Here is a 24,893-nt window from a genome sequence, read left to right on the forward strand (position 1 = left end):
CTGAGAGGTCATTCATTATCGTGGCGTGTAAACTGCGCGCCATCGTGGCTCGCGCGTCACCCTTATTTGCCTTCAGCCTGTCTTTCGAGGTGGCCTTGAAACCCACAGTCTGCCTACGGGATGCGCAAAACCGACCGTATATTGACCGGAACGCCTATTCCGGTCAATACGCCAAAATGGTCAGTTATAAGCCGCGTTGCTTTGATTTACCTAGCTTGCGGGCAATTCAAACAAACGTTTGTATTGGACGCTGAGAGTGGTGTAGATATAATGCGCCACCTAGAGAGAAAGGTGGGTCGTCCCCTGCCCTTTGCATGAGATTGATGCAGGCATTGTGGGACGGATCACCGAACCTCCACCCATTAGAAAAAAAAGCCGTTGAGCCTTGAGTAGGAGATAGCCTGTGGAACGCGAATACATGGAATTCGACGTGGTCATCGTCGGCGCTGGCCCGGCAGGCCTGTCTGCCGCCTGCCGATTGAAGCAGAAGGCCGCCGAAGCCGGTAAGGAAATCAGCGTCTGCGTGGTCGAAAAAGGCTCCGAAGTCGGCGCTCATATCCTGTCCGGTGCCGTGTTTGAACCCCGTGCCCTGAACGAACTGTTCCCGGACTGGAAAGAACTCGGTGCACCGCTCAACACCCCTGTTGTGCGTGATGACATCTATGTACTGCGCTCCAGCGAAGCTTCCACCAAGGTGCCTGACTTCTTTGTGCCCAAGACCATGCACAACGAAGGCAACTACATTATCTCCTTGGGCAACCTGTGCCGCTGGCTCGCCCAGCAGGCCGAAAACCTGGGTGTGGAAGTCTACCCGGGCTTCGCCGCCCAGGAAGCGCTGTTCGACGAAAACGGCGTGGTGCGCGGGATCATCACCGGTGACCTCGGCGTCGACCGTGAAGGCAACCCGAAAGAAGGCGTCTACACCCCGGGCATGGAACTGCGTGGCAAGTACACGCTGTTCGCCGAAGGTTGCCGTGGCCACATCGGCAAGCAACTGATCCAGCGCTTCAACCTGGACAGCGACGCCGACGCCCAGCACTACGGCATCGGCCTGAAGGAAATCTGGGAAATCGACCCGGCCAAACACCAGCCAGGCCTGGTGGTGCACACCGCCGGTTGGCCGCTGGACATCATGAGCGCGGAGAACACCGGCGGTTCGTTCCTCTATCACCTGGAAAACAACCAGGTGGTCGTCGGCCTGATCGTCGACCTGTCCTACAGCAACACCTTCCTGTCGCCATTCGACGAGTTCCAGCGCCTCAAGCATCACCCGGTGCTGGCCCAGTACCTGGAAGGCGGCAAGCGCATCAGCTACGGCGCCCGCGCCATCTGCAAAGGCGGCCTGAACTCGCTGCCGAAAATGGTGTTCAAGGGCGGGCGCGCTGATCGGCTGCGACCTGGGCACCCTGAACTTCGCCAAGATCAAGGGCAGCCACACCGCGATGAAGTCCGGCATGCTCGCCGCTGACGCCGTGGCTGACCGCCTGTTCGCCGAATCCGAAGGCGGTGACGAACTGACCGCTTACGTCGACAGCTTCAAGAACAGCTGGCTCTACGAAGAACTGTTCGCCAGCCGTAACTTCGGCCCGGCGATGCACAAGTTCGGCCCGATCATTGGTGCCGGCTTCAACTGGTTCGACCAGAACATCCTCGGCGGCAAAATGCCGTTCACCCTGCACGACACCAAGCCGGACTACGCCTGCCTCAAGCTGGCCAAGGACAGCAAGAAGATCGACTACCCGAAACCCGACGGCAAGCTGAGCTTCGACAAGCTGAGCTCGGTGTTCATCTCCGGTACCAACCACGAAGAAGAACAACCGTGCCACCTGAAGCTGAAAGACCCGAGCATCCCGATCGGCACCAACCTGCCGCTCTACGATGAACCGGCGCAGCGCTACTGCCCGGCCGGCGTGTATGAAGTGATCACCAAGGAAGACGGCGAGAAGCGCTTCCAGATCAACGCCCAGAACTGCGTGCACTGCAAGACCTGTGACATCAAGGACCCTTCGCAGAACATTACGTGGGTGACGCCGGAAGGTGCGGGTGGGCCGACTTACCCGAATATGTAAATCCGCTGCTTGAACAGAAGGCTCCCAAATGGGGGCCTTTTTTGTAGCCCGGAAAAAGACCCATCGACTCGGTCAAATGTGGGAGCGGGCTTGCTCGCGAAAGCGGTGTATCAGTCACAGATGTTTTGGCTGAACCACCGCTTTCGCGAGCAAGCCCGCTCCCACATTTTTGACCGAATTGTGCCCGGGAGAGTTACGCCGCCCGCTCATCCCCGGGGCTACGCTCGAAGTAGCGCTTGTACTCCCGGCTGAACTGCGACGTGCTCTGGTACCCCACACTGTGGGCCGCCTGCGCCACGCCCATGCCCTCCACCAACAGCAACTGCTGTGCCTTGAGCAACCGCAGACGCTTGAGGTACTGCACCGGCGACAACAGCGTGCAGCGTTTGAAGTGTTCGTGGAAGGTCGACGCACTCATGTGCGCATAACCTGCCAATGTCTCGATATTCAGCGGCTCGGCGTAATGGGCATGCAGGTGATTCAACGAGGTCGCCACCCGGGAAAACTGCCCCTGCTGCTCCACCAGCGCGCGCAACACATCCGCCTGTGGCCCGCGCAATGCGGTGAACAATAATTCCCGCACCCGCGCCGGACCCATGATCCGGCTCTCCAGCGGATCGTGCAGGCACTGCAACAGGCGTTCGACACAGCCGCGCATGGCGTCGTCCAGCACCACCGAACTCATCGACTCCAACGTTTGCGCCGCTGGCGGTGGCCCGCTCTGGATCCCCATCGCCATCACCAACTCACCCAGCACCACCCGATCAATGCCCACCGTCACCCCCAACAGCGGTGCATTCGGCATGGCAAAAGTCTCGCATTCGAACGGCACCGGCATCGCCTGGATCAGGTAATGCCCCGCGCCGTACTCCAGAGTACGCGGGCCCAGGTACGCGACCTTGCTGCCCTGGGCGACGATCATCAGGCTCGGTTCATAAATCTGCGGGCCGCGCGCCACATCGCAACTGGCACGCAATACCTGCACGCCCGGCAGGTTCGTGGGCGAGAACCCATCACGGGGTGTCAGGGGTTCGATCAAGGCAACCAACGCGGCATTGGCATCGACATGGCGGGTCAACAACATGGCAAAAACTTCGCGAAAAAGGGGATGAGACCATCATCGCAGGTCTGGCGCCACAACGATCCAATCCAGGGGCACTCCCGGACGAATAGGCATGAGACTCGGAGCAATCGCCATGGCCGCACCCAGGCACGGCGCGGAGAATGCGCCACCTCACCTGTTACTGCACCTGCGAGGTTTCTCCATGTACACCGCCATCGGTTATGCCGCTCAATCGGCCACCACTCCCCTCGCCCCCATGTCCTTCGAACGCCGCAGCCCGCGCGCCGATGACGTGGCGATCGAAATTCTCTACTGCGGCGTCTGCCACTCCGACATCCACCAGGCACGCAACGAATGGGGCATCGCCGTGTACCCGCTGATGCCGGGCCACGAGATCGTCGGTAAGGTCACCGCTGTCGGCGCCAGCGTCACCGCGCACAAAGTCGGTGACCTGGTGGGTGTTGGCTGCATGGTCGACTCCTGCCGTCACTGCGACGCCTGCCACGCGGACCTCGAGCAATACTGCCTCGAAGGCCCGACCATGACCTACGCCACCCCGGACCGGGTCGATGGCAGCAACACCATGGGCGGCTACTCCGACAGCATCGTGGTCAGCGAGCACTTCGTGGTGAAGATCCCGGCCAAGCTCGACCTGGCCAGCGCCGCGCCGATCCTCTGCGCCGGCATCACCACTTACTCGCCGCTCAAGCACTACGGCGTGAAGGCTGGCGACAAGGTTGGCGTTCTGGGCATGGGCGGTTTGGGCCATATGGGCATCAAGTTCGCCAAGGCCATGGGCGCGGAAGTGACGCTGTTCACCCGCTCCGCGAGCAAGGCTGAAGAAGGCCGTCGCCAGGGCGCCGACCACGTGATCGTGTCCACCGACGAAGCCCAGATGAAAGCCGCTGCCGGGCATTTCGACTTCCTGCTGGACACCATTCCGGTGCAGCACGACTTGAATCCCTACCTCGACGTACTGCGCTTTGACGGCGTGCACATCCTGGTAGGTTTGATCGAGCCGGTCGACCCGCCCGTCAATGCCGCCAAGCTGGTGATGGGCCGCAAGGTGCTGGCCGGTTCGTTGATCGGTGGCATTGCCGAAACCCAGGAAGTCCTGGATTTCTGCGCCGAGCACGGCATCACCTGCGACATCGAGATGCTCGACATCCGCCAGATCAACGAAGCCTACACCCGCATGATTGCCGGTGATGTGAAGTACCGCTTCGTGATCGACATGGCGACCCTGAAGGCCTGACCAAGATCGTTCCCACGCTCTGCGTGGGAACGCATGCCGTGACGCTCTGCGTCACCGTTGCGCAGGGCTCAAGTGCTGGACGCGGAGCGTCCGAAGCGGCATTCCCACGCGGAGCATGGGAACGATCACGGCCTGATCAGGCCTTCGCGCCCAACTCCGCTGACAGCCGTGCTGCGACCTGTTTGATCACGGGGATCAGCTCGGCCATTTTCTCCAGCGGCATGTAGGGCACGGTACTGGCGATGCTGATGCCGGCGACGATTCGCCGGCTGGCATCGCGCACCGGTGCCGCGACACAACGGATCGACGGTTCGTTGTCTTCCAGATCGAATGCATAACCGCCCGCCACGTATTCCTGCATGCGCTGTTCAAACTGCGCCCAGGATTGCTCGGGGTGCTGCGGCCACTGCAGATTCTTCCCGCCCGTCGGCAGGCTGACCTGATACAGGCGCTGCCACTCTTCCACGCTGTCATCCAGCAACAACGCCTTGCCGATCCCGGTGCGCGCCAGCGGCATGCGATGGCCGACGCGCGAGCGCATTTCCGGGCCGTTGCGGCCAGGGTTCTTGTGCAGGTACAGCACGTCGTCGTATTCGCGAATAGCCAGGTGGATGGTATCGCCGGTCAACGCCGACAACTCGTCCAGATACGGCACTGCCAGGCTGACCAAAGGCAGTTCTTCACGGGCCTGGAAACCCAGCTCGATCAATTTGGGACCCAGCAGATAACCGACTTGCGGCACTACGCGCAGGTAGCGTTCTTCCACCAGGCAACTGGCCAGGCGGTGAGTGGTGCTGCGGGTGGTGCCGATGCGCTTGGCGATTTCCTTCAGATCCCGCGCACCGGCCGCCACTGCCTGCACCACGCCCAGGCCACGAAGCAGGGTTTGAGTGCCGGTGGGCGCGGCTTCTTTGACGGGAGTTTGGGCGTTTTCCTGCATATCGGGCCTATTGGGAAGTACGAAAACGGCGAGCATTATGGCAAATGCGGACCAGCAAAACAGAGGAGATCAAAATGTGGGAGCGGGCTTGCTCGCGAAGGCGGTTTTCCAGTTAATGCATACGCTGACTGACACACCGTTTTCGCGAGCAAGCCCGCTCCCACATTGGTCGTGTGGCGCCCTTTTTATCGCTGTTTCATGCGGTCGATAATCACCGCCAGCAACAGGATCGAGCCGCGAATCACGTATTGGTAGAAGGTGTCGATGTTCTTCAGGTTCATCGCGTTTTCGATGATCGCCAGAATCAGCACCCCGGCAATCACATGCCGGATCATCCCGATCCCGCCGCTCAGCGACACCCCGCCCAGCACGCACGCCGAGATCACCGTCAGCTCGAACCCCTGGCCAATCATCGGTTGCCCCGAGGTCATCCGCGACGCCAGGATCACCCCGGCCAACGCGCCGATCACGCCGTGCACGGCAAAGATGATGATCTTGGTGCGATCGACATTCACCCCTGCCAACAGCGCCGCTTCCTGGTTGCCGCCGATGGCCATGGTGTTGCGCCCGTAGGTGGTGTAGTTCAGCAACCAGCCAAAAAACACAAAGCACAGCACGGTGATGACGATTGGCACCGGCACGCCAAACAGCTGGCCGTTACCAAAGACGAAGAAGTTTTCGTCCATCACGCCGACCGCCTTGCCGTTGGAAAAGATATACGCCAGCCCACGCACGATCTGCATCGTCGCCAGCGTCGTGATCAACGCGTTGATCCGCAGCTTGGCGATCACGATGCCGTTGATCAGCCCTACTACCAGGCCCATGGCCAACGCCGCCGACACGCCGAAGAACACGCTGTCGGTGTCGCGAATCACGATCCCCGCCACCACGCCCGAACAGGCGATCACCGAACCCACCGACAAGTCGAAGTGCCCCGACGCCAGGCAAAACAGCATGGTGCAGGCCGCAATCCCCACAGTGGAAATCGCCAGCCCCAGGCCACGCATGTTCAGCGGCGAGAGGAAGTTGTCGATGAAGATGGCGCTGAGCACAAAGATGCTCAAGGCCGCCAGCAGCATGACCCAATCATCGAGAAACTTGCGCTGGTTGAACCCCGGCCAGAAGCTTCTTGCAGTTTTTACCTGTGACATACCCACCTCGTATTCTTCAGTCCCGCGTACGCGGAAGAGCCAGTTGCAGCAGCCGTGCTTCGTCCGCTTGATCGCGGGTCAATTCGCCGGTCAGGGCGCCTTCGCTCATCACCAGGATGCGGTCGGAGATGCCCATCACTTCCATCAGGTCGCTGGACACCACGATCACCGCGATGCCACTGGCCGCCAGGTTATGAATGATCTGGTAGATCTCCGATTTCGCACCGATATCGATGCCGCGGGTCGGCTCGTCCAGCAGCAACACTTTCATCGGCATCGACAACCAGCGGCCGAGAATTGCCTTCTGCTGGTTACCGCCCGACAGGAACAGAATCGGCTGGTCCGCCGACGGCGTGCGCACGTTCAGCGCGCTGATCTGCCGCTGGGCGTTGGTGCGTTCCCAGCCGCCCTGGATCAGCCAGCCGAAGCGCGCATGGTCACGCCGCGCACTGATATTGATGTTCTCCGCAACACTCGCGCGGGGCACGATGCCTTCCTTCTTGCGGTCTTCGGGGCAGAGCAACACCCCCGCCGCAATCGCATCCCGTGGTGTCTTGAACGTCTGCGCCTGGCCATGCAGCACCAGGGTCCCCTGGGTGCTGCGGGACAGCCCGGCGAGCAGGCGCAACAACTCTGTGCGCCCGGCCCCCACCAGGCCGAACAGCCCGAGAATCTCGCCCTTGTTCACCTGCAGGCTCACCGGTTCCTGCAACCCCGGCCCGAGCAAACCCTCGACTCGCAGCGCTTCACCGCAGTGCTCGCGCGGCCTGTAGTCGTAGATATCCTGGATATCGCGCCCGACCATGCAGTTGACCAACTGGTCGACGTTCAACTGCGTCATGTCCTCGAACGTGCGCACGAAGCGCCCGTCCTTGAACACCGTCACCGCATCGCAGATACGGAACACTTCTTCCATGCGGTGCGACACGTAGAGGATCACCCGGCCTTCATCCCGCAGCCGGGCGATGATCACCATCAGCCGCTCGATCTCACGGGCCGAGAGGCTGCTGGTGGGTTCGTCGAACGCAATCACATGGGCGTTGCGCGACATGGCCTTGGCGATTTCCACCAGTTGCCGCTGGCCGAGGGACAGGCTGCCCAGGCGCATGTTCGGATCGATTTCATCCGCCAGGCCCTTGAGCAGTTCCCGTGCCTTGCGCACCATCGCCCCGCGATTGACCACGCCAAAGCGCGACGGCATATGCCCCAGCAGCAGGTTCTCGGCGACGGTCATTTCCGGCACCAGTTGCAGCTCCTGGTGAATCACTGCGATGCCGCTGGCGATGCTGTCGGCCGCCGACTTGAAACTCACGCTGCGTTCGCCCAACTGCAAGCTGCCGCTGTTGGGCGGATAAAAACCGCCGAGGATTTTCAGCAAGGTCGACTTGCCCGCGCCGTTCTCGCCCATCAGCGCATGCACCGAATGGGGCCGCGCTTCAAAGCTGATCTGCGCCAGGGCCTTCACCCCGGGAAACTCCTTGCCGATGCCGTTGAAGCGCAGGCTTTCTGCTGCGGCGCTGTTCATTTCCACAGACCGATCTTGCTCAACTCTTCCTTGAAGTTGGCGCGGGTGATCAGGGTCACGTTATCCAGTGCGGTGAACTTGGCAGGCTCAGTGCCTTTGGTCACCCACTCGAACATCGCGGTAGCGGTTTTATAGCCGGACGCATCGGGGCTGAGCAGCATCGAGCCGTAGAAACCGGTGTCGGATTTTTTCAGCTCTTCGATGGCGTCGGTGCCGTTGATGCCCACGCCAATCACGTTCGTGGCCTTGAAGCCGGCGCTTTCGGTGGCGCGTACGCCGCCCAGTACGGTGCTGTCGTTCATGCCGCCAATCAGCAGGTTTTTCGCGCCGCTGGGCAGTTTCACCAGGGCCGAGTTGGTGGAGTCCATGGCGCCCGGCACGTCGAGGGTTTTCTGCGCGGTGAACAGGATATGGTCAACCGGCAGGCCGGCGGCCTTGAGGCCTTCTACCGAACCGTCGGTGCGTTTCTTGCCGGTTTCCAGCTCGTCGAAGGTATTGATGACGGCGTAGGTGTCCTTCCAGTCCCAGTTGCGATGTTTGGCTTCGGTGGCCATGGCCTCGCCTTGTTTCTGGCCGATCTTGTAGGCGTCCAGGCCGACGTAAGGCACGTCTTCCATGGGCTTGCCCTTGGCGTCGACGAAGCGGTCGTCCACCGCCAGCACTTTGAGGTTATTCAGCTTGGCCTTGGCCATGATCGCAGGGCCCAGGGACACGTCCGGCGGGCAGATCACGAAACCCTTGGCGCCGTTGGCGGCCAGGGTGTCGATGGCGGACAGGGTCTTCTCGCCGTCGGGCACGGCGATCTTGATCACGGTGAAACCATGGTCCTTGCCGGCTTTTTCAGCGAAGGCCCATTCGGTCTGGAACCAGGGCTCTTCCGCCTGCTTGACCAGGAAGCCGATCTTTACTTCTTCGGCAGAGGCCAGGCCGCTGAGCGCCATCGTGAGGGCAAGGGTGCCTAGTGTTTTCTTGAGCATGAACCACCTCTTCTTGTTATTTGGAAAAGTTTTAATCGTGGTACATCACCGACCGCCCACCATCGATCATCAGGCAGGTGGCATTGATAAAGGGCGCCTCATCGGTCGCAAGAAACAGTGCCGTCATCGCCACTTCAATCGGCTGGCCGATGCGCTTGGGCGGGTGCAGGTCGAAGGCACGCTGGCGCTCGGCGTGCGGGTCGGCAAAGCCGTTCCAGTAATCGACGTTGAGCTGGGTTTCGATATAGCCCGGCGCGATGGCATTTACGCGGATGCCCTTGGGCGCGTATTCGATGCCCAGCGCGCGGGTCAGCCCGAGCAGGCCGTGCTTGGCCACCGGGTACGGGAAGCAGCCGGGAATGATGTGGCTGGAATGGGTGGAGGCGATATTGATGATGTTGCCGATGCCTTGCTCGATCATGTGCGGCAACACGGTACGGCAGCCGTACCAGGCGCCGTCGAGGTCGATGGCGAAGCAGCGGCGCCAGTCTTCGTCGGTCATTTCCAGCGGGTCGCGGAACACGTTGACGCCGGCGCAATTGACCAGCACATCGACGCGGCCAAAGCGTTCGATGGCTACGTCCACCAGGGCGCGCCATTGATCCTTGGAAGTGATGTCGACAGGTTGTGCGTAGATCTCGGCGCCGTGTTCGCGCCAGTGGGCGGCGACCTGCTCGACCTTCTCGCCCTGGATATCACCGATCACCAGGCGCGCCTGCTGAGCCTGGAAGCAGGCGACGATAGCCTCGCCAATGCCTTGGGCGGCACCGGTGATGACCACGACTTTGTTCTTCAGTCGCTCGCCGTAAGTCGGCTCGGGCACCGGAGGTAACGACAACGGTTGTGCCTGCATCGCTTCACCTGTTTTGTTTTTGGTAGTGAGTGCTGATGCGCAAGACTATAAACCCAGAAACCGGAACATCTCAATATATAAATTATCATCCCATATAGTGAGCAAATATATAAAAAAACCGGCTTTAAAAGCCGGTCCTTTATGCACACTTAACCTTGTGCGAAATCCCTGAGGGCGTCGCCTTCCATGCGGTAGCGTACCCACTCTTCCTGGGGCTGGGCACCGATGGATTTGTAGAACGCGATGGCCGGCTCGTTCCAGTCCAGCACGCTCCACTCGAAACGCCCGCAGCCGTTGTCACAGGCGATTTTCGCCAGGTGGCGCAGCAACTTCTTGCCCGCCCCGCCACCGCGTTGCTCGGGGTTGATGTACAGGTCTTCGAGGTACAGGCAGTTGCTGCCCAGCCACGTGGAATAGCTGAAAAAGAACACCGCAAAGCCGATCGGCAAACCGTCGCGCAGGCAGATCAGGCCGTGGGCGGTGGCACCTTCACTGAACAGGCTGCGCTCGATGTCCACCACGCTGGCGATCACTTCGTGCCGGGCTTTTTCATAGTCGGCAAGCTCGGTGATGAAGGTCAGGATCTGCGCAGCATCGCTGGGCACGGCGGGGCGAATCTCGATGGTCATGGGCAGGCCTTGTCAGGGAAATAAAGCACACATACTAAGGCGCTTTAATGACCGATTGCAGTGCAATTTCAATCGCGGCTAAGCTGCAGGCCATCGACCTTTGAGAACCCCCATGCCCTTCACGCCCTTGACCGACCTCGCCGCGACGTTATTGCCTCACGCCCTTGAGCCTTCGGAAGACGGCGCCCACGACCTGTCCCATTTGCAGCGGGTATGGCACAACGTGCGCTTGATCCAGGCTGAGGAAGGCGGCGATCCCGAGGTGCTGCTGGCAGCCGTGTTGCTGCACGACTGCGTGGCAGTGGAGAAGAATTCGCCGTTGCGGTCCAAGGCTTCGAAACTGGCGGCAGACAAGGCCGGGGAGATTTTGCAGGGGCTGGCGTGGCAGCCCGGGAAGATTGCAGCGGTGACCCACGCCATCGAGACCCACAGCTTTTCGGCGGGCCTTATTCCGGTGACGCTCGAGGCAAAGATCATGCAGGATGCCGACCGTTTGGACTCCCTCGGCATGATCGGCGTGGCCCGCACGTTCTATATCGCCGGGCGCATGGGCAGCGGGCTGTATGACCCGGCTGACCCAACGGCGCAGCATCGCGAGTACGACGACAAGCGCTTTTGCCTCGACCATTTCCAGACCAAGCTGCTGCATCTGGCGGGCGGATTTCAGACGCCGACGGGGCAACGCATGGCCCTGGCGCGCCATGAGCGGTTGAAGGGTTTCATGAACCTGTTCATCGAAGAAATAGGCACGCCATACTCCGCTGCGGGCTAACGCAAGCGCCGCGAACCACAGAACAATCCCACGTGCCGTGCATGGTAAAAAGTTGGGCATAAATCCAACAGACGCAAGGCTCCCCCATGCACGCCTCACCTGCGGTCGGCGGAAAACTGTTCGCCCTCTTCTGCCTCGCCAGTTATTTGCTCTCCCTGTCCTATGGCTCGACATTCTTGCTGTCGCTGCTGATCCATTCGCGCGGCGGCAACGAACACGACGCCGGCAGCGTGATCTCCATGGCGATGCTCAGCACCTTTGTGGCGGTGCTGGTTTCCGGGCATCTGGCCGACCTGCTGGGGGCTGCCAGGTCGATCGCCCTGCTCGGCGTATTGCTGGTGGTGGCGTGCCTGGGCTTTGCGCTGGCGCCGGGGGTCGGCGAGGGCTTGATGTTCTTTGGCTTGTCGTTGGGATTGGGCTGGGGCGTCTTCTATACGCTGGGTCCGATCATCGTGGCGATGTTGGTGGAACCGGCGCAGCGGGCCAAATATTTCGCACTGCTGTCGGGCAGCATGATGACCGGAATCGGCTCCGGGCCACTGCTGGGGCGGGCGGCAAGTGCCCTGGATTTTTCGCTGACGGCGGCCTTTCATATAGCAGCGCTGGCGAGCCTGGTGGGTGTGCTGATTTTCTGGCGACTGGGTCGCGCGCTGAGTCAACACACCGCGCCGGTGGCGAAGATTTCCTGGTCGGCCACGCGCCAGGTGCTGTCATCGAAAGCGGTGTTCGCGATCATCATGGTGGGCCTCGGCGGTTGCGTGTTTGGCGGGCTGTCGAGTTTCCAGACCAGCTACGCGGCGTTGCACGGGCTGGACTATTCGCTGTTCTTCCTGGGCTTCATGAGTGCGGCGATTACCAGCCGCCTGCTGATCGCCGGCATCGTGGTCAAGCTTGATCCGTATTGGGCGGCGTGTGTGTTGTCGGGGTTGATGCTGGTGTCGATTTTCCTGTTCGGGTTCAGGGTCAGCGGCAACTACAGCTACCTGCTGGCAGCCGTCACTCTGGGCGTCGGTTACGGCCTGACGTATTCGGTGATCAATGGTTTGGCTGCGAACGAGGCACCCGCTGGCACCACCTCCCAGGCGTTGCTGTTGTTCAGCCTGGCGTACTTTATCGGGGTGTTCGGTTTCCCGCTGCTGGCGGGCAAGGTCATCGTCGAATACGGCATGCCGACCCTGTTGATGAGCGTACTGGCGGTGGCGCTGCTCAATTGGCTGATCACGGTGGCGCGGTTGATCTGGCGCCGAATCTCGTCACACAAAATCTTACAAGCGACCTAAGACCGTTCGTCGGTATCGAGGCACGAATCACAAACGAGGGCGGACCAATATCAGGTAAGGACATTAATCATATGGAGACACCATCATGACGACTTCCAAATTTGCCGCCCTCGCCCTCACCGGTTTGCTGTCTGCGGTTTCGCTGAGCAGCTTTGCCGCCTCAACCTCCACCGGCCCGACGAATCCCATCGGCAGCCCGGAAAATCCTGCCACCCAAAAGTCCCAGGACTCCATGGGCACCGGCAGCAAAGCGATTGATGGCGGTTCCACCGTGGACCCGAGCGGCACTGACCCACGCGTGCAGGGCAATGACCAAAATCGCCAGGGCTTGGGCACTGATGTTGAAAACGGAAAAATGGGCACCGGTACCGGCAAGAGCGTCACGCCGGGTGGCGACGACTCCAATGTTCCCGGCGCGCCAAAACAGCCACACCCTTAAGCAAGTATCAGTCAGACGAACACCCAACCATTTCCCAGTGAAGAGGTATGCATGAACGTCGATCACAACCTTGAAAAAGAAGTCCTCACCCGTCTGCTCCACGCTCATCCCAGTGGGTTGGGCAAAGAAGTGCTGGACAACTACCGAGGTGAAAAAGTGGTAGCCAGCGCCTTGGCCACCTTGCAGGACCGCGGGTGGATCAAGGAAGGCCATGTGACCTGCAACGATGCCGGTGAACATTCGCTGAACCTGCCGATCAAGCTCACCGCGTCCGGCGTGGAAGCGGCTCGCAAGCTGGAAAGCGAAGCGGGCCAATAACACACCTTGCCTGGTCTGGCCCTCGTATTTTGTATGAGGGCCAGAAGGAGTATCGCAATGCCTCGTGGAAGCAAAGCCAAATACACCACCGAACAGAAGCGCAAGGCCGCCCATATCGAAGCGAGTTATGAGCACCAGGGCTTGTCGAAAGAAGAAGCCGAGGCGCGGGCCTGGGCCACCGTCAACAAGCAGTCTGGCGGCGGCGAAAAGGCCGGCGGTTCAGGCCAGCGCAAGGCGCCGGCGAAGAAGTCCCAGGACCGGCATGAGTCGGCCAAGCGGGCTGCTGCCAGCCGTGAGGGGCATCCGCGTAACAGCCGGGTTTCGCTGGGTACGCAGACCAAGGAAAGCTTGCTGAGAGAAGCGCGTGCCAAGGACATTCCCGGGCGCTCGACCATGCGCAAGGATGAGTTGATTGAGGCGCTGAAAAAGGCCGGTTAACGCGGAACAAAATGTGGGAGCGGGCTTGCTCGCGAAAGCGGTGTATCAGTGCCAGATTCATTGGCTGAGCCACCGCATTCGCGAGCAAGCCCGCTCCCACATTTTTGGTCGGGTTTTCACCCAAGGAATCAGCGGTGGGCGGCCACCAGTAGCATCATTGGGCGTTCAAGCTCTTCTGCCAGTGCGGGACGGGCCTTCAGGTCCGCTTCGCTCGGCCCCCACTCGTCGACATGGCTCAGGGTGAACCCCGCCTGGATCAACAGCGTCAGCAACGTGCCTACGGTGCGATGTTGTTTGATCACGCCATCTGCCAACCAGTTGGTGACCCGTGGTCCTTCGATCTGATAGCTGTCCACCGGCCAGCTCTTGCGCCCTTGCTCATCAATCAGCCAGCCCGGTTGCCGGGGTGCCATGAAGATCGGGTGTTCGATGGAAAACACCAACCACCCACCCGGGACCAGCGCTTGATGGATGCGCGCGAACAGGCCTTTCAGATCGACGATGTAATGAAACGCCAATGAGCTGTAGCCCAGGTCGAAAGCGGCATTCGGAAGGTCGAGTTTTTCCAGGTCGGCGATGCCGTAGGTGATGGCCGAAGAGGACGTCATCTCCTTGGCCCGCGCCAGCATCTTTTGCGAGACATCCAGCCCCAGCACCTGTTCGGCGCCCTGCTCCTGGGCCCAACGACTGAACCAGCCGTAACCGCAACCCAGGTCCACCACTTTCAACCCCGGCACCGGCGGTAGCATGGCTTGCAAAGCCGGCCACTCCGGAGCGCCGGCGAGGCCTTCTACCGAGCGACCCATTTTGCTGTAGCCCTCGAAGAAAACCTCGGTGTCGTAGATGTTCTGGGTCATGACGCTGCTCCGTGCTGAATGGCGACTATTCTGCCGAATCAGCCCTCGCTCAACAACGCATCCACTTCAGCCGTGCCCGGTGAGGTGGCCGGCCCCCAGCGCGTGACCGCCAAGGCCGCCGCCGCGTTCGCGCGACGTGCCGCGACAGCTGGCGCCAAACCATTGGCCAGGCCGGCGATAAACACCCCGGCGTGAGCATCGCCGGCACCGTTGCTGTCCACCGCCTTGACCTTGAATCCCGGCACATGCTCGGCCTGGCCATTACGGCTGATCCAGCAGCCATTCGGTCCATCGCGCACCACCAGCAAGGTGTCGGCGGGCAAGTGCTCGTTGAGCTTGAGCAATGCCCCCGCCAGATCGCTCGCGCCGGTAAAGGCCAGCGCTTCCGGCCCGTTGCTGGTCCAGATGTCGATACGCGGCAACAGGGCGACCATCAAGGCCGAGTCCGGTGCCTTCACCAGCGGGCCCGGATCGAACACCACCGTGATCTGGCGCGGCAATGCCAACAGCCAATCGAGCAACGCCTGGGCCTTGCCTTCCAGCAGCAGGCTGTAGCCGCTGACGTACACGTAGTCGTCGTCGCGTGGTACCGCATTGGCCAGGTCTTGCGCCAGCAAGTCACCCTCAGCGCCAATATGGGAAATGAAGGTGCGCTCGGTAGTGGCTTCGGTCAGGGACACACACAGGCCTGTGTCCTTGTCGTCGCTGGCGGCCAGGGCCATTTCAATGCCCTCGGCCTGCATCGCCGCGCGCGCCAGGTCGCCGAAGCGGCCGGTGCCATGGCGGCCCAGGTAGACCACCGGCAAGCCGTTGCGTCGGGCCGCGGCCATCACGTTGAAGCCACCGCCGGCTTCGAAGCTGGCGGAGTTGGCCAATACATCGCCACCGGTGGCAGGCAATGTGTCGAGGGACATGACCAGGTCAACGATGACCTGGCCGCTGTGCAGCAATCTAGACATTAGCGCTCTCTACCAAAGCCGGGCGACGATCAGCCGCGCCACCCAGTACCGCATAAATCCCGCCGGCCACCAGGAAGGTGACGATCCAGCCCAGGCCGTTGTGGCCCAGCCACGAATCGGACAGCGGACCGGCGAACCAGATGTTCTCGGCCGTGGTGCCGATGGTGGTGAAGCTGAAGCCCAGCACGATCGCAATCGCCCAGGCGCCAAATGCACGCCATTCAACCCCGCCACGGTACCAGTAGGCGCTGCTTGGCGTTACGTCCAGCAGGTCTTTGGGGCTGTAGTAGTGGCGATGAATCAGGTCGACCACAAAGATCCCGACCCAGGCGGTGATCGGTACCGCCAGCAGCGAGATGAAGGTGATGAACGGGCCGTAGAAACTGTCGGCGATCAGCATGAAGTAGATCGAACCGGCGAAGATCGCGACGATGTCGACGATCACTGCGTGCACGCGCTTGACCTTCAAGCCGAGGGTCAATGTGGTGAGGCCCGCCGAGTACACCGACAGGTTATTCGACAGCAACAGCCCGCCAAACGCGGTGATCAGGTACGGCACCGCCATCCAGGTCGGCAGCATGTCGCGAATCGCGATGATCGGGTCAGTGGCCGACGCCAGGTCGTTGTTGCCCACCGACAGCAAACCGCCGAGGGTGATCAACAGCACCAGCGGAATCCCCGCACCGAATGCCGCAGAGGCCACAAGGCGCACAGCCTTGACGCTGCGGTGCTGGTAGCGCGACATGTCGGCACCGGCGTTGGCCCAGCCGATACCCGTACCGGCGGCCATGGTGCCGATGCCAATGATCATCGCGCTCAACGGCGCAGGCGTGGCGTTGAACACCGCGCTCCAATCGATGGTGGCGCAGAGGAAACCGCCCACCAGGATATTCAGTGCGCCGAACACGTAGGTGGCCCACTTCTGGATCACCAGCAAGGTGGCATGGCCCAGGCCCGACACGGCGAGGGTCAGCAGCACGAAGATGCCGATGAACAGCAGGGTCAGTACCGGAGCGCTTTTGGCGGCAACCGGCGAATTGAACAGGATCGAACACAACGACAACAGCACGAACGCAGCCGTAGTGGTGTTGACGGTTTCCCAGCCGAGGCGCGACATCAGCGACACCAGCGTCGGGCCGATATTGCCGCGTACGCCAAAGATCGCCCGGGACAGGGTCAGGCTCGGTGCACGGCCACGACGGCCGGCGATGGAGATGATGCCCACCACCGCAAACGAGCCGGCGGCGCCGAGGATCGCCACGATGATTGCCTGCCAGATCGCCAGGCCGCGAAACGCTACGAGGGTCGCGCCCAGGGGCAAGCCGAGGATGCTGATGTTGGCCGCAAACCAGACCCAGAACAGTTGCAGCGGATGGCCGTTGCACTCGCCTTCCGGGACCGGCTCGATGCCGCGTGTTTCCAATTGCCCGGCGCTTTGGCCGGAAGAGGACGTACTCATGGTGGGGTGCTCCTGATGCCTGTTTTTTTGTGGTTGTGGCAGGTTGGCAAGTTGAATCTGTGTGCCGGTCTTCCTGACTCGACTGGATCAATGTGGGAGCTGGCTTGCCTGCGATAGCGTGGTGTCAGTCGATGATTCACCAACTGATCGACCGCTATCGCAGGCAAGCCAGCTCCCACATGTTTCGATCTGCGGTGCTCAGCGCAGCTCGAGCAGGCCTTGGACCAAGGGTTCCAGGTCCAGTTGGTTAACCTGCTTGACCTGTTCGATCATCGCCTCAGGCCAGCACTGCATCCCCAGGCACGCACCGAGCATCGCGCCGAGAATCGCCGCGATGGTGTCGGTGTCGCCGCCGAGGCTGGCGGCCATGCACAGGGCTTCGATGGCGTTCATTTCACCCACCGCGACTTGCTGCGCGAGGGCAAACGACACCACCACCGATTCCTGGGACGCCACCGAGGTGCCGATCAATTCGTAAAGCAGGTCGGTAAACAGCGCCTTGTCGCCGCTGTCGACGCTCAAGGTGCGCGCCCAACTGATGCGGGTGGCGATACGCCCGCCGGCAATCCAGTGACCGTGGTTTTCCGCCTGCTGGGCGATCTGCGTGCCGATGTTCAGCGCTTCGCCCAGATCGACGCCGTTGATCCCGGCGGAAACCACCGCCGCCACCGCCGCGGCGCTGGAGATGCCCAGGTTGGTGTTATGGGTGACCTGGCACGCCTGGATCACCGCCTGGATAAACTGCGCCGGGTCGTTGACGTCCGCCGCGATGCCCACCGGGGTGATGCGCATGGCGGCGCCGTTGGTGGTGCCGTAGCGCCCGGACTCTTCCGGGGTATGGCCCGCCAGGATCATGTCGATCGCCCGTTTGGTCGAGGGGCCCAGCAAATCCTGGGAACCCTTGGCGCGCATCACCGCTTCCCAGTCGATCAAACGTTGGGCGAGTTCGGTGGGTTCAATCCTGCCCTGCCCGTCCACCAGCAACTGGCCGACGAGGATCGCCTGTTCGGTGTCATCGGTGATCGAGCCCTTGGGCATGTTCGGCGCGATCGGCTGATCGGCGTCGGCATCTTCCAGGCCGGTGATCGCGCCGAAACGCGCCTTGACCTGCTCGCGGCTCAGGGACTGGGTGGGCATGCCCAACGCATCGCCCAGTGCCAGGCCGTAGAAGGCGCCGAGGGCGCGGGTGGTGGCGGTCATGTCGGTGTTCCAAATTCAAGGTGCAAGCGAAAATGCAGAGGGTCGAGCAAGCTTTCGACGGATTCCATGAAGCGGTCCTGGCGGTCGTAGGTGGTGCGAAGGGCCTTGAGGAACACTGTGCCCACCGGGCGCCCCAGGAGCTGGGCGTCTTCTTCGTTCAGAGGCTCGGCACCGATCCATTGGTTGCCGGTGGCGCCGACATAGCCATAGGCCGCCAGGGTGATGGTCAGGGAATTATCGATCAGGCCGACTTGCGGCAGGCTTTCGAGGCCACCCGAGGCCGGCATCAGCGAGCGCTCCAGGGACACGAACGTGCCGTCGGCAGCGCGACGGCGGCGGTCGAGGGCGATGAATTGGTCGCTGCCGTGACGGCTGAGCAGGTCCGGACGGGTGACGGCTTCCAGGCGCAGGATTTCGGAGGTCACCACCGCGCCGGTGTCGGCCAGGGCTTGGGCCCAGCCGCTGCGCTGGTCGAGCACCATGCCGTCGAAGGTGACGATGGAGCCGACACCGCTTTGGGTAGCGATGTAGCTGCGGCGCTTGAGCTCGGCCAGGGCCTCACGCAGGGTGCCGCGGCTGACGGAAAACTCTTCGGCCAGTTGGTGCTCGCCCGGCAGCAGGACACCGTCGGCCATCACTCCACCCTCGATACGGCGGATCAGCTCGTCGACGACGCGTTTTTTCTTATCAAATCGGACATGTCTAATCATGTACAAATTGATAACCGAAAGCGCCCGGCTACAGCAAGCGAATTATTTCAGGGATAGCGAGAAATCAGCCTCAGGGCTCCAGGCCGATGGGGAAAAATACCCCGCCGCTCCAGACGCCAAGCCAGTTCTTACCGTTGATCGGACGGGTCACCGCCAGCTCCACCAGCTGGTAGAACGCATTGCGGTGAACCAGGGCTTCGAGGTTGGTGCGCACCCGCAGGTATGGCGAGGGTTCCTGGGTGTCCGGGTCGATCATCACCCGCAGCGGATGTTCGATACCGGCTTCGACCTGTTCATCGACATTGGTGGTAAAGCGCAGGACTTGGCTCTCGCCCTGCCCTTCGACTTCCAGGGTCACGGCGACAAAGGGCGCGTCATCGACCTTGATCCCGACCTTTTCCACCGGGGTGATCAGGAAATAATCATCGCCATCGCGGCGAATGATATTGGAGAACAGCTTGACCATCGGCTTGCGGCCAATCGGTGTGCCCATGTAGAACCAGGTGCCGTCGCGGGCGATGCGCATGTCGATATCGCCGCAAAACGCCGGGTTCCACAGATGCACCGGCGCGGGCCCCTTGCCCTTGGGCAATTGCGCCAACAACTCATTGGCCTTGGCCGAATCGGTCATGCTGCTCTCCTTGTGTCTTACTGATCGCTCATGCCCAACAGGCTGCGCGCGTAGTGCGCCAGGGGCTTGCCGATCAGGTCATCTGGCTTGTTGTCGTGGAACGTCAGTAAACCGCCACGGCTATGGATGCGCACAGTATCAATCAAATACTGGGTACTGGTCTCGATCAACATGACCTGGATGGTTCCGGTGTCGATACCCAGGCGATCCACCGCCTCCTGGTCAGACCATTCATCGGCGTTGCCGATACGGTCATCCGCCTGGGCGAAGCGGCAGTACAGCAGGTAATGCGCACCCGCCGCGCGGGCTTCCGACATCGCCTGCTCGAGGCCTTCCGGCTTGCGGGCGCGGCGGACCATCGGGAAATATTCGACAAAGCCGTTGAAGGCTTCCTCGGCCACCACGTTAGGCCGTGGATAAGCACTGCCCGGCGGGGTGAAGGCGCCCTGGGCGATGAAGACGAAGGAGTCCGGCTGTATGCGGACCGAATTGACGCGGCGAGTATCGCTGTGGTCCAGCAGCCCGGCATCGCTCATCTGATAGCGCGTGCCTTCGGCCATATCACTGACGGTCATGCAGCCACCCAGCGCGAGTGACGCCAGCACCAAAACCAGACTACGCATCCTAATTCTCCAAAGGCCGGTGACGGAAAACCGGCGAATGGGCACGAGATGCAGATTTTGCGCCAGCTTGCGAGACTAGCCGCCGATGATCTTCATGATGGTGGCGCCGCCGGAGAAGGCCACTTCCTGCTTGTCACCCAAGGCCTTGACCAACAAGCGCTGCAAGGCCGGCAGGGCCTGGTGGCGGGGTTTGTCCAGCAGGTCGCCGACGTAGTGGCGGTTGCTCGACGACAGGCAGCCATGCAGCCAGCCAGTGGACGACAGGCGCAAACGCGAACAGGTCCGGCAGAACGGCACGCTTTCGTTGGCAATGACACCGAAGAAACCTTTGCCGGGCACTTCGTAGCGCACGGCAGTGGCGTCCACCGGGGCGTTGGCTTGCAGGTATTCGTACTGTTCGCCGATCAGGCTGAGCAATTGCTGGAGGCTGACGAATTGCTGCAGGAACGCGTTGGAATCGTTGGCCAGGTGGCCCATGCGCATCAATTCGATAAAGCGCAACTCGTAGCCACGCTCCAGGCAGTAGTCGAGCAGCGGCATCACCTGGTCGAGGTTCTGGCCGCGCAGCGGCACCATGTTGACCTTGATCTTGATTCCGGCGGCGCTCGCCTGGTCCATGCCGTCGAGCACGGTGGCCAGGTCGCCACCGCGAGCGATGCTGCGGAAGGCGTCGGCGTCCAGGGTGTCGAGGGACACGTTGATCCGGCGAATCCCGGCGTCCACCAGCAGCGGCAGTTTGCGCGCCAGCAGTTGGCCGTTGGTGGTCAGGCTGATATCACTGAGCCCCATCTGCCCCACCGCGCCCATGAAGGCTTCCAGCTTGGGGCTGACCAACGGTTCACCGCCGGTAATCCGCAGGCGCTCGATGCCGGCGGCCTCGATCAGGTACTCGACACCCCGCGCCATCGCCTCGGCCGACAGTTCGTCCTGCGCAGCCACCAGCCGCTTGCCGTTGGGCACGCAGTAGGTACAGGCGTAATTGCAGGCTGAGGTCAGGCTGATCCGCAAATTGCGGAATCGCCTGCCTTGACGATCAACGATCATGGATCACTCCGGCAGAGGATAATTCGGGCGCACTAAAACCTGACTGAAAAATCAAGTTTTAGCAAGGTCCTTGCCTGAGTATATTCCTGGGTTACTGCGCTGGGCAGGAAATCATATCGCCATCACGCTGGCGAATGATTCAAGTGGCCGGCGTTTCGGCGTTCGGCAAATCAGTGCTGTGCTTGCGCTTGTTGCCCATGCGCACGCCGATGTCCATCAGGAACTGGAAGAAACCTTCCTGATCTTCCAGCACATTGCTCCAGAATGGCGAGTGGTACAACGCCACGGCGCCGTGCACCAACGCCCAGGCGGCGCAGTAGTGGAAATACGGTGGCACGTCTTCGAGCTTGCCTTCGCTGATACGGCCCTTGATCAGCAGGGTCAGGCGTTCGAAGTTCGAGGCACGGATCTTGTGCAGCTCCTCGACCATTTCCGGCACCTGATGGCCCTTCACCACTTTTTCTTCCAGGCGATCAAACAAGCGGTAGCGCTGTGGGTCACGCATGCGGAACTCGAAGTAGGCGCGGGACAGCGCTTCCTTGTCCTTGTCGACATCGGCCGAGTGCAGCAGCTCGTTCAGGTCGCGCTCGTAGTCGAGCATCAGGCGCAGGTAGATCTCGGCCTTGGACTTGAAGTGCTTGTAGATGGTGCCTTTGCCGATACCCACGGCATCCGCAATCATCTCGACGGTGACGCTGTCTTCACCCTGGTCGAGGAACAGCTTGAGTGCGGTGTCGAGAATTTCCTGCTCGCGGCGGCGAAACTCACGGACCTTGCGGGGTTCTTTGTGCATAAGAAAAAGGTCTGCAGAGATGGATATTGGAAGGGCGTTCGCTCCCCAAGCCGTGCTTGTCGGAACGTTTTACCCGGTGCGCGGGATTATCCCGACTGAACGGTCGTTGGGCAACGCCTATATGAACAACCTTTGCACTTAACTTACAACACGCCAACGAATGTGCCGATTCGAGTCAGAAATAAAACAGGTGATTGGCGCGTGTGCATCGCATCCAATGAGAACTCAACCGAAGCGGGCGTATTCCAAATCTGTTTAAAAAACGATCAGATGTGGCTGGACTGAATCGGATACTGATCAATACTTGAAATGTCGGCGTGGCATCTCCCCCAAGTGACGCGTCGACCTGGGTACCGACGGACTGCGTACCCTTGTTTTACTCCTAATGGTCTTAGCCCGGATTCACCCCCCAGAACCCGGGTTTTTTTTGCCTGCGATTCAGTGGCCGACGTGGGCCAGCGGGAACAGGCGCTTGAAGTTTTCGGTGGTCTGTTCGGCAAAGCGCTCGCAGGACTCGCCCCGCAGCATCGCCAGGTAATCCGCCACATCCCGTACGTATTCCGGCAGGTTGGGTTTGCCGCGATGAGGAATTGGCGCCAGGTACGGCGAATCGGTTTCCACCAGCAGGCGGTCTGCCGGGACCTGGCGCGCGACATCGCGCAGGGCATCGGCGTTGCGGAAGGTCACGATGCCCGACAAGGAAATGTAGAAACCAAGGTCCAGCGCGGCCTTGGCCATGTCCCAGTCTTCAGTGAAGCAATGCAGCACACCAGCCTGGGGCAGCGCGGCTTCGCGCAGCAGGGTCAGGGTGTCGGCACGGGCGCCACGGGTGTGGACGATCACCGGCTTGCCAGTCTGCTGGGCGGCTTGCAGGTGCAGACGGAACGACGCCTGCTGCAACTCGGCAGCTTCCGGTTCGTAGTGGTAATCCAGGCCGGTCTCACCGATGGCCACCACGCGCGGGTGATTGAGTTCGCCGAGCAGCCAGTCGAGGGCCGGGGCTTCGCCGGGCTTGAGGTCCAGCGGATGAATGCCCACCGAGCAGTCGACATCGGCATAACGATCGGCCAGGGCTTTGACGTCGGCGGCGTTTTCCGCGCTGACGCCGATGCACAGGAAGTGCCCTACCCCGCGCTGGCGCGCAGCTTCAAGGGCGGCGTCGAGGGAGCCGCCGTGCTGGGCCAGGTCGAGGCGATCAAGGTGGCAATGGGAATCTACGAGCATAGGGATCTACAACTTGAGTCACGGAAAGTGTCTGGCCAACGATACACCCGTCGGCCACTGAAATTAACGGCGGCCGAGCAAACCGACCCACTGCACCAGCAAGGCCTCAAGCAACAGCACGCGGTTGAGGTTGGCCTTGCCGAGGACCTTCTGGCGTTGGGCGAGGATCCAGTCCTGGATGTTCAGCACCTTGTCCTGGGCGCTCTTCTGCGCCAGGTATTGCACGACTTTGCGCATGTCCGGCAGCCCAAGGCCGTTTTCGTCCTGGGTCAGCTGGTAGCGCAGGATCAGGCTCGACCAGTCGCAAAACCAGTCGAACAGCAGCAGCAAGGGAATGTCTTTCCAGGCGCTTTCGGCCAGTTGCGTGGCCGACACTTCCTGCTTGAGCAGTTTCTTCACCCCGTCCACCACCAGCGCACGCTGTTCACGCACGCCCTGGGCCTGGAGCTTGACCGCCGCCAGGGGCGAACCGGCCGCCAGGGTCAGCAACTCGACGCGCTCCGCCTCGCCGCAGTCCGGCAACGCCTGGGCCAGCCACTGCAAGCTCATGGCTTCGCTCGGCAACGGGCAGGCCTGCTGCACGCAGCGGCTGCGAATGGTCGGCAGCAGGCGGCTGGACTGGTGGCTGACCAGCAGCAGCACGGTATCGCCGGACGGTTCTTCCAGGCTCTTGAGCAAGGCGTTGGCGGCGTTGATGTTCATCGACTCCACCGGTTCGATCAGCACCACCTTGCGCCCGCCCATCTGCGCGGTCTGCACCACGAAGCTGACCAGATCACGCACCTGGTCGACCTTGATCGCCTTGTCGGCCTCTTCCGGTTCCAGCAGATAATTGTCCGGGTGGCTGCCGGCCTTGAGCAGCATGCAGGATTTACATTCGCCGCAGGCTTCCAGGCCGTTGGGCCGCTGGCACAACAAGCTTGCCATCAGCCGCTCGGCCAGGGCGCGCTTGCCGATGCCCACCGGGCCGTGGAGCAGGTAGGCGTGGGCGTGCTGGGCACGGCCCGCCAGTTGCTGCCAGAGGCTGTCCTGCCACGGGTAGGCTTCAGCCACGGACACGCTCCACAAGCTTCGGCAACAGGGCGTCAATGCACTGCTGAACCTGAGTCAACGGTTGTGCGGCGTCCAACAGGTAGTAACGGGCGGGGTCGGCTTCGGCGCGCTTGAGAAACGCGCCGCGCACAGCTTCAAAAAAGACTCGGGTTTCCAGTTCGAAACGATCGAGGCGACCCCGGGCGGAGGCACGGGCCATGCCGACTTCCACCGGGAGATCGAACACCAGGGTCAGGTCGGGCCGCAAATCGCCCTGGACGAAGGTTTCCAAGGCCGCAATGCGCTCCAGGGACAAGCCACGACCGCCGCCCTGATAGGCATAGGTGGAATCGGTAAACCGGTCACAAATCACCACGGCGCCCCGGGCCAGTGCCGGGCGAATGACTTCGGCCAGGTGCTGGGCGCGGGCGGCGAACACCAGCAACAGCTCGGTGTCGGGGTTCATCTGTTCGTCGCCCGGGGTCAGCAGCACTTCACGGATACGCTCGGCCAGTGGCGTGCCGCCAGGCTCACGGGTCAGCAGCACCTCGATACCTTCGGCGCGCAGGCGCTCGGCCAGGTATTCACGGTTGGTGCTCTTGCCGGCGCCTTCCGGGCCTTCCAGGGTAATAAACAAGCCAGTCACAGGCAG

General features: G+C 61.6%; 25 protein-coding genes and 1 pseudogene. 7 read left to right on the plus strand and 19 right to left on the minus strand.

The window, feature by feature from the left end; all coding sequences use genetic code 11:
* The first annotated feature begins 403 nt into the window (after positions 1-403).
* Positions 404-2,069, plus strand: a pseudogene (locus QF039_RS20410) (electron transfer flavoprotein-ubiquinone oxidoreductase).
* A gap of 193 nt (positions 2,070-2,262) precedes the next feature.
* Here the strand turns inward: QF039_RS20410 and QF039_RS20415 are convergent.
* A complete protein-coding gene (locus tag QF039_RS20415) occupies positions 2,263-3,153 on the minus strand; it encodes an AraC family transcriptional regulator (protein WP_004371227.1) in 891 nt (296 codons plus the stop codon).
* 181 nt (positions 3,154-3,334) lie between these two features.
* On the opposite strand from QF039_RS20415, the gene QF039_RS20420 reads away from it, so the two are divergent.
* Entirely contained in the window at positions 3,335-4,387 is a 1,053-nt protein-coding gene (locus QF039_RS20420; RefSeq protein ID WP_167663949.1) for an NAD(P)-dependent alcohol dehydrogenase, read from the plus strand.
* A 136-nt stretch (positions 4,388-4,523) separates the two neighbouring features.
* On the opposite strand, the gene QF039_RS20425 is transcribed toward QF039_RS20420, so the two are convergent.
* The 6 genes from QF039_RS20425 to QF039_RS20450 all read right to left on the minus strand — a co-directional run bounded on the left by QF039_RS20425 (position 4,524) and on the right by QF039_RS20450 (position 10,462).
* Positions 4,524-5,327 (minus strand): IclR family transcriptional regulator, encoded by an 804-nt coding sequence (locus QF039_RS20425; RefSeq protein WP_004371229.1) that lies wholly within the window; start codon positions 5,325-5,327, stop codon positions 4,524-4,526.
* A gap of 185 nt (positions 5,328-5,512) precedes the next feature.
* Positions 5,513-6,478 carry an L-arabinose ABC transporter permease AraH gene (araH, locus tag QF039_RS20430; RefSeq protein ID WP_004371231.1) on the minus strand — a complete coding sequence of 322 codons (966 nt, stop codon included), beginning with the start codon at positions 6,476-6,478 and terminating at the stop codon, positions 5,513-5,515.
* Between the two features lie 16 nt (positions 6,479-6,494).
* Positions 6,495-8,003, minus strand: a complete 1,509-nt coding sequence (araG, locus tag QF039_RS20435) for an L-arabinose ABC transporter ATP-binding protein AraG (protein ID WP_004371233.1) — start codon at positions 8,001-8,003, stop codon at positions 6,495-6,497.
* Positions 8,000-8,980, minus strand: coding sequence for a substrate-binding domain-containing protein (locus QF039_RS20440; protein WP_177041398.1), 981 nt, complete (start codon positions 8,978-8,980; stop codon positions 8,000-8,002). The genes araG and QF039_RS20440 overlap by 4 nt, the downstream gene beginning before the upstream one ends.
* Before the next feature lie 31 nt (positions 8,981-9,011).
* Positions 9,012-9,833: an SDR family oxidoreductase gene (locus tag QF039_RS20445; RefSeq protein ID WP_004371237.1), complete on the minus strand. Its 822-nt coding sequence runs from the start codon at positions 9,831-9,833 to the stop codon at positions 9,012-9,014.
* Positions 9,834-9,982: 149 nt separating this feature from the next.
* Positions 9,983-10,462, minus strand: a complete 480-nt coding sequence (locus QF039_RS20450; protein WP_004371239.1) for a GNAT family N-acetyltransferase — start codon at positions 10,460-10,462, stop codon at positions 9,983-9,985.
* 112 nt (positions 10,463-10,574) lie between these two features.
* Here QF039_RS20450 and QF039_RS20455 point away from each other — a divergent pair, with 112 nt between their 5' ends.
* From QF039_RS20455 to QF039_RS20475, 5 genes are all read left to right on the plus strand, one after another.
* On the plus strand, positions 10,575-11,234 hold the full coding sequence (locus tag QF039_RS20455; protein ID WP_177081039.1) for an HD domain-containing protein: 660 nt from the start codon (positions 10,575-10,577) through the stop codon (positions 11,232-11,234).
* 86 nt (positions 11,235-11,320) lie between these two features.
* The gene (locus tag QF039_RS20460; RefSeq protein WP_307520370.1) at positions 11,321-12,514 is read left to right on the plus strand and encodes an MFS transporter; all 1,194 of its coding nucleotides are present in this window, start codon (positions 11,321-11,323) and stop codon (positions 12,512-12,514) included.
* An 85-nt stretch (positions 12,515-12,599) separates the two neighbouring features.
* Entirely contained in the window at positions 12,600-12,953 is a 354-nt protein-coding gene (locus tag QF039_RS20465; protein WP_102604805.1) for a hypothetical protein, read from the plus strand.
* A gap of 51 nt (positions 12,954-13,004) precedes the next feature.
* Complete coding sequence (locus QF039_RS20470) at positions 13,005-13,271, plus strand: hypothetical protein (RefSeq protein WP_004371249.1); 267 nt, start codon at positions 13,005-13,007, stop codon at positions 13,269-13,271.
* Positions 13,272-13,328: 57 nt separating this feature from the next.
* The gene (locus QF039_RS20475; protein WP_177041392.1) at positions 13,329-13,709 is read left to right on the plus strand and encodes a Rho termination factor N-terminal domain-containing protein; all 381 of its coding nucleotides are present in this window, start codon (positions 13,329-13,331) and stop codon (positions 13,707-13,709) included.
* A gap of 128 nt (positions 13,710-13,837) precedes the next feature.
* On the opposite strand, the gene QF039_RS20480 is transcribed toward QF039_RS20475, so the two are convergent.
* The 12 genes from QF039_RS20480 to tmk form a co-directional block, all read right to left on the minus strand.
* Positions 13,838-14,566 carry a bifunctional 2-polyprenyl-6-hydroxyphenol methylase/3-demethylubiquinol 3-O-methyltransferase UbiG gene (locus QF039_RS20480; protein ID WP_307520377.1) on the minus strand — a complete coding sequence of 243 codons (729 nt, stop codon included), beginning with the start codon at positions 14,564-14,566 and terminating at the stop codon, positions 13,838-13,840.
* A gap of 38 nt (positions 14,567-14,604) precedes the next feature.
* The gene (locus tag QF039_RS20485) at positions 14,605-15,525 is read right to left on the minus strand and encodes a PfkB family carbohydrate kinase (RefSeq protein ID WP_023659250.1); all 921 of its coding nucleotides are present in this window, start codon (positions 15,523-15,525) and stop codon (positions 14,605-14,607) included.
* Complete coding sequence (locus tag QF039_RS20490) at positions 15,518-16,984, minus strand: cytosine permease (protein WP_063027958.1); 1,467 nt, start codon at positions 16,982-16,984, stop codon at positions 15,518-15,520. Before QF039_RS20490 ends, QF039_RS20485 begins: the two co-directional genes overlap by 8 nt.
* A 198-nt stretch (positions 16,985-17,182) precedes the next feature.
* Positions 17,183-18,184 carry an ADP-ribosylglycohydrolase family protein gene (locus QF039_RS20495; RefSeq protein WP_177041386.1) on the minus strand — a complete coding sequence of 334 codons (1,002 nt, stop codon included), beginning with the start codon at positions 18,182-18,184 and terminating at the stop codon, positions 17,183-17,185.
* Complete coding sequence (locus QF039_RS20500; RefSeq protein WP_307520382.1) at positions 18,181-18,894, minus strand: GntR family transcriptional regulator; 714 nt, start codon at positions 18,892-18,894, stop codon at positions 18,181-18,183. Before QF039_RS20500 ends, QF039_RS20495 begins: the two co-directional genes overlap by 4 nt.
* 70 nt (positions 18,895-18,964) lie before the next feature.
* A complete protein-coding gene (locus QF039_RS20505) occupies positions 18,965-19,525 on the minus strand; it encodes a DUF1285 domain-containing protein (protein ID WP_307520384.1) in 561 nt (186 codons plus the stop codon).
* A gap of 17 nt (positions 19,526-19,542) precedes the next feature.
* Positions 19,543-20,148 (minus strand): DUF4823 domain-containing protein, encoded by a 606-nt coding sequence (locus QF039_RS20510; RefSeq protein WP_063027950.1) that lies wholly within the window; start codon positions 20,146-20,148, stop codon positions 19,543-19,545.
* 75 nt (positions 20,149-20,223) lie between these two features.
* Entirely contained in the window at positions 20,224-21,192 is a 969-nt protein-coding gene (locus tag QF039_RS20515) for a GTP 3',8-cyclase MoaA (RefSeq protein WP_004371275.1), read from the minus strand.
* Positions 21,193-21,331: 139 nt separating this feature from the next.
* A complete protein-coding gene (locus QF039_RS20520; protein WP_004371278.1) occupies positions 21,332-21,985 on the minus strand; it encodes a TetR/AcrR family transcriptional regulator in 654 nt (217 codons plus the stop codon).
* A gap of 438 nt (positions 21,986-22,423) precedes the next feature.
* The gene (locus QF039_RS20525; RefSeq protein ID WP_307520387.1) at positions 22,424-23,209 is read right to left on the minus strand and encodes a TatD family hydrolase; all 786 of its coding nucleotides are present in this window, start codon (positions 23,207-23,209) and stop codon (positions 22,424-22,426) included.
* Positions 23,210-23,272: 63 nt separating this feature from the next.
* Positions 23,273-24,262, minus strand: a complete 990-nt coding sequence (locus QF039_RS20530; protein ID WP_004371282.1) for a DNA polymerase III subunit delta' — start codon at positions 24,260-24,262, stop codon at positions 23,273-23,275.
* Complete coding sequence (gene tmk / locus QF039_RS20535; protein WP_004371284.1) at positions 24,255-24,887, minus strand: dTMP kinase; 633 nt, start codon at positions 24,885-24,887, stop codon at positions 24,255-24,257. Before tmk ends, QF039_RS20530 begins: the two co-directional genes overlap by 8 nt.
* Positions 24,888-24,893: the final 6 nt, after the last annotated feature.

It is taken from the genome of Pseudomonas sp. W2I6 (genome assembly GCF_030815935.1).
Classification (GTDB): Bacteria; Pseudomonadota; Gammaproteobacteria; order Pseudomonadales; family Pseudomonadaceae; genus Aquipseudomonas.

Bases quoted from the DNA above. Each gene is read 5' to 3' on its own strand.
- QF039_RS20470 (WP_004371249.1), top strand. From the start codon at position 13,005: ATGAACGTCGATCACAACCTTGAAAAAGAAGTCCTCACCCGTCTGCTC.
- QF039_RS20500 (WP_307520382.1), bottom strand. From the start codon at position 18,894: ATGATTAGACATGTCCGATTTGATAAGAAAAAACGCGTCGTCGACGAG.
- QF039_RS20455 (WP_177081039.1), top strand. From the start codon at position 10,575: ATGCCCTTCACGCCCTTGACCGACCTCGCCGCGACGTTATTGCCTCAC.
- QF039_RS20480 (WP_307520377.1), bottom strand. From the start codon at position 14,566: ATGACCCAGAACATCTACGACACCGAGGTTTTCTTCGAGGGCTACAGC.
- QF039_RS20520 (WP_004371278.1), bottom strand. From the start codon at position 21,985: ATGCACAAAGAACCCCGCAAGGTCCGTGAGTTTCGCCGCCGCGAGCAG.
- QF039_RS20515 (WP_004371275.1), bottom strand. From the start codon at position 21,192: ATGATCGTTGATCGTCAAGGCAGGCGATTCCGCAATTTGCGGATCAGC.
- QF039_RS20505 (WP_307520384.1), bottom strand. From the start codon at position 19,525: ATGACCGATTCGGCCAAGGCCAATGAGTTGTTGGCGCAATTGCCCAAG.
- QF039_RS20420 (WP_167663949.1), top strand. From the start codon at position 3,335: ATGTACACCGCCATCGGTTATGCCGCTCAATCGGCCACCACTCCCCTC.
- QF039_RS20450 (WP_004371239.1), bottom strand. From the start codon at position 10,462: ATGACCATCGAGATTCGCCCCGCCGTGCCCAGCGATGCTGCGCAGATC.
- QF039_RS20485 (WP_023659250.1), bottom strand. From the start codon at position 15,525: ATGTCTAGATTGCTGCACAGCGGCCAGGTCATCGTTGACCTGGTCATG.
- QF039_RS20445 (WP_004371237.1), bottom strand. From the start codon at position 9,833: ATGCAGGCACAACCGTTGTCGTTACCTCCGGTGCCCGAGCCGACTTAC.
- QF039_RS20460 (WP_307520370.1), top strand. From the start codon at position 11,321: ATGCACGCCTCACCTGCGGTCGGCGGAAAACTGTTCGCCCTCTTCTGC.
- QF039_RS20525 (WP_307520387.1), bottom strand. From the start codon at position 23,209: ATGCTCGTAGATTCCCATTGCCACCTTGATCGCCTCGACCTGGCCCAG.
- QF039_RS20475 (WP_177041392.1), top strand. From the start codon at position 13,329: ATGCCTCGTGGAAGCAAAGCCAAATACACCACCGAACAGAAGCGCAAG.
- QF039_RS20415 (WP_004371227.1), bottom strand. From the start codon at position 3,153: ATGTTGTTGACCCGCCATGTCGATGCCAATGCCGCGTTGGTTGCCTTG.
- QF039_RS20495 (WP_177041386.1), bottom strand. From the start codon at position 18,184: ATGACCGCCACCACCCGCGCCCTCGGCGCCTTCTACGGCCTGGCACTG.
- QF039_RS20425 (WP_004371229.1), bottom strand. From the start codon at position 5,327: ATGCAGGAAAACGCCCAAACTCCCGTCAAAGAAGCCGCGCCCACCGGC.
- QF039_RS20490 (WP_063027958.1), bottom strand. From the start codon at position 16,984: ATGAGTACGTCCTCTTCCGGCCAAAGCGCCGGGCAATTGGAAACACGC.
- QF039_RS20510 (WP_063027950.1), bottom strand. From the start codon at position 20,148: ATGCGTAGTCTGGTTTTGGTGCTGGCGTCACTCGCGCTGGGTGGCTGC.
- araH (WP_004371231.1), bottom strand. From the start codon at position 6,478: ATGTCACAGGTAAAAACTGCAAGAAGCTTCTGGCCGGGGTTCAACCAG.
- araG (WP_004371233.1), bottom strand. From the start codon at position 8,003: ATGAACAGCGCCGCAGCAGAAAGCCTGCGCTTCAACGGCATCGGCAAG.
- QF039_RS20465 (WP_102604805.1), top strand. From the start codon at position 12,600: ATGACGACTTCCAAATTTGCCGCCCTCGCCCTCACCGGTTTGCTGTCT.
- QF039_RS20440 (WP_177041398.1), bottom strand. From the start codon at position 8,980: ATGCTCAAGAAAACACTAGGCACCCTTGCCCTCACGATGGCGCTCAGC.